Origin of the sequence: Mesorhizobium sp. M7A.F.Ca.MR.362.00.0.0 (assembly GCF_004023175.1) — a bacterium.
Classification (GTDB): Bacteria; Pseudomonadota; Alphaproteobacteria; order Rhizobiales; family Rhizobiaceae; genus Mesorhizobium.
On the sequence record NZ_RZTF01000059.1, the window covers coordinates 20,591 to 23,554 of the forward strand.

General features: G+C 64.4%; 3 protein-coding genes. 1 reads left to right on the top strand and 2 read right to left on the bottom strand.

The window, feature by feature from the left end:
• Positions 1 to 309, bottom strand: a 309-nt coding sequence (locus EOC06_RS42255; RefSeq protein ID WP_245469488.1) for a DUF2270 domain-containing protein, incomplete at its 3' end; no start/stop codon positions are given.
• 152 nt (positions 310 to 461) lie between these two features.
• Here EOC06_RS42255 and EOC06_RS10925 point away from each other — a divergent pair.
• Positions 462 to 1,196 carry a gamma-glutamylcyclotransferase gene (locus EOC06_RS10925; protein WP_128307728.1) on the top strand — a complete coding sequence of 245 codons (735 nt, stop codon included), beginning with the start codon at positions 462 to 464 and terminating at the stop codon, positions 1,194 to 1,196.
• On the opposite strand, the gene EOC06_RS10930 is transcribed toward EOC06_RS10925, so the two are convergent.
• The coding region (locus tag EOC06_RS10930; RefSeq protein WP_164898537.1) for a glycoside hydrolase family 127 protein at positions 1,183 to 2,964 on the bottom strand (1,782 nt) is incomplete at its 5' end. The two genes, EOC06_RS10925 and EOC06_RS10930, sit on opposite strands and share 14 nt — an antisense overlap.

Here is a 2,964-nt window from a genome sequence, read left to right on the forward strand (position 1 = left end):
GTGGCGTTCGAACTGGCGTACGCGCGCCCGATAGAAATCGAAGAACCGATAGCGGCGCGCCTCGATCCACAGCAGCAGCAGGATCAGCAGCATGGCGAACAGCAGCACGCCGTGATGCGCACTGGCCGTCGAGAGTGATACCGAAAGCAGCGCCGCCACCACCGTGATTGCCCAGTTGGTCGTCAGGTCGAGCCGGTCGCGCCATCCCGCCATGCGAGCGATCTCGGCGCGATGGAAATGGGATAGCGTGTTGACGCGCTCCGCCGATGAAAGGACGGGACCAACGGGCTGTGCCGACGCGTCGTTCATGGCATCCTCCGGCAAGGAACAGAACAGTTTGCCGGCAACATCGTTCCAAGACGCATCACGCAAGAGCGGCATCGGCCACTCGATCTCGGCTGCACGGCCCTTGAGAATCCTTCAGCCTTCGGCAACATGGCGGTAGGACTGGGAGCGCGAAGATGAGCAAGGCCATTTCCACCGCATCATCGAGGGTCCCGCGCAACACGCCGATGGCGCTGACCGAGGCGTTGGTCGCGCGCACCATGCGTGTCGTCGAGGATGCCGGGCCGACGCCGGGCATGGTTCACATGACCGATGCCGACTATGCGCGCATCCGCGACGAGGTGCTGGCCGGCGCTCCGGCCGGGCCGCTGAAACTATTTGCCTATGGCTCGCTATTATGGAAGCCCGCCGGCGAGGTGAGGGGCGGAGAACGCGCGGTGGCCAGCGGCTGGCATCGTTCGTTCTGCTTCACGGTGCAGCGTTTTCGCGGCACGGTCGAGCAGCCCGGCCTGATGATGGCGCTCGATCGCGGCGGCCAGTGCCAGGGCATGGTGTTCGAGATCGCGGAACCGGTGGCGGCTAACCTCGAAGCGCTCCTGCGCCGCGAAATGACCATCCTGCCCGCCGTCAACGTGCCGCGCTGGCTGCAGGTCAGGACCGAAGGCGGCCCATGTCGCGCGCTTGGCTTCGTCGTCGATCCCGCCAATCCGCGTTATGCCGGCAAGCTCGACAAGCAGGCGATCGCGGCGACGCTGGTGACAGCCGTTGGTCATTGGGGCTCGGGCGCGCAATATCTTTTCGAGACGATCCGCCACCTCGAAGCCTGCGGCATCCGCGACCGCAATTTGTGGCGGCTGCAGGAACTGGTGGCCGAAGAGATCGGGCTAACATCACAACTCACCCGTCCCTGAGCCATACCAGCATCTCGCCGGGCTCGCGGTTGTCCCAGGCGAAATAGGGAATGGCGGTCAGGCGTGTCTCGGCCGTGGCCGGCGGCTCGGGCCTGTAGAGCCCGCCCTGCCACCCGTCGGCGGCATCGGCAAGTGCCGCGGTCGACAGCGTCACCACACCGCCGAGAAGTTCCGGCCGGTGCTGCGCTTCGATGGTGGCCGTCCGCGGCAGCGTCAGGCGATGCGGCTGGCTGTCATTGTCTGATGCCTCGACGCAATAGATCAGCGGGCCGCGCGACAGCGCGACGCGGCCGGCATCCTGGCGCACCTGCGGGTTGGCATAAAGCCGCTCGATCGGCATTTCGAGATCGAGCCGGACATCATCGCCCTTCGTCCATGTCCGTTTGATCGCGGCGTAGCCGTCGCTGGTGATCTCAGCCAGCTTGATGGCCTCGCCGTTCACCTTCAACTGGGCACTGGCGCTCCAGGCTGGAATGCGCAGGTGCAAGGTGAATTCGACCGGCGCCTGCGGTTCGAGCGCGATCTCGACGGCGCCGTCCCAGGGATAGCGGCTCGTCTGCGTCACGCCGACCGGGACGCCCGATATGTCGAAACGGGCGGTCGAGTCGCCATAGAGGTGGATGGCCAACGCATCGTCGGCCAGGCTGTAGAAATAGCTGCCGATCGAGGCGACCATGCGACCGATATTGGGTGGGCAGCACGGGCAGCGGTGCCATTTCCACCTGTTGTGCTTGCCCCGGCTTTCCAATGGATTCTCGTAGAAAAACAGCGAGCCGTCGAGCGACAAGCCCGAGATCGAACCGTTGTAGAGGGCGCGTTCCATCATGTCGGCGTAGCGCGCGTTCGGCCCCATGCCGAGCATGCGGCTGGCCCAGAACACCAGGCCGACCGCTGCACAGGTCTCGGCATAGGCGCTCTCGTTGGGCAGGTCGTAGTCGCTGGTGAACCCCTCATTGTGCGCCGATGGCCCGAGCCCGCCGGTGATGTAGAGGCTCTTGGTGGTGAGATCGTCCCACAGAAGGTCGAGCGCCGACCGCAGCGTATCATCGCCATATTCGGTCGCGATGTCGGCCATGCCGGAATAGAGGTACATCGCTCTGACCGCGTGGCCGACGACCTTGTGCTGTTCTCGCACCGGGATGTGCGATTGGCTGTATTCATAGGTCTTGAAATGATAGGCCTTCGGGTCGGCGCCGCGGGCGCGGGCCTCCTCGTCGAAATAATGCGGCTGCTGCCCGCGCTGGTCGATGAAGTATCTGGCCAGCTCCATGTATTTCCGCTCGCCGGTCACCCGCGCCAGCTTGACCAGCGCCAGCTCGATCTCCTCATGTCCGCAATAGCCCTTCTTCTTGCCGGGCTCGGGGCCGAGCACCGACGCGATATGGTCGGCATAGCGGCACATGATGTCGAGCAGCTTGCGTTTTCCCGTCGCCTGGTAATAGGCGACCGCGCCCTCGATCAGGTGGCCGGCGCAATAGAGCTCGTGGCAGTCGCGCAGATTGGTCCAGCGCTTGCCGGGCTGGATGCGCTGATACCAGCTCGAGAGATAGCCGTCCTCCTGCTGCAGCTTGCCATACATGTCGATGACGGCATCGATCTTCTTCTCCAGTTCGGGGTTCTTGCGCCGGTAAAGCGAATAGGCCGCGGTCTCGATCGTCTTGCCGAGATCGGAATCCCAGAACATCTGCGTGGTCACCGTAGATCCGGTGAATTCCGCGCCCTGGCGGTCGGCTTCGTCGGGGGAGGGCGAGTGGAAGGGGATGACTAT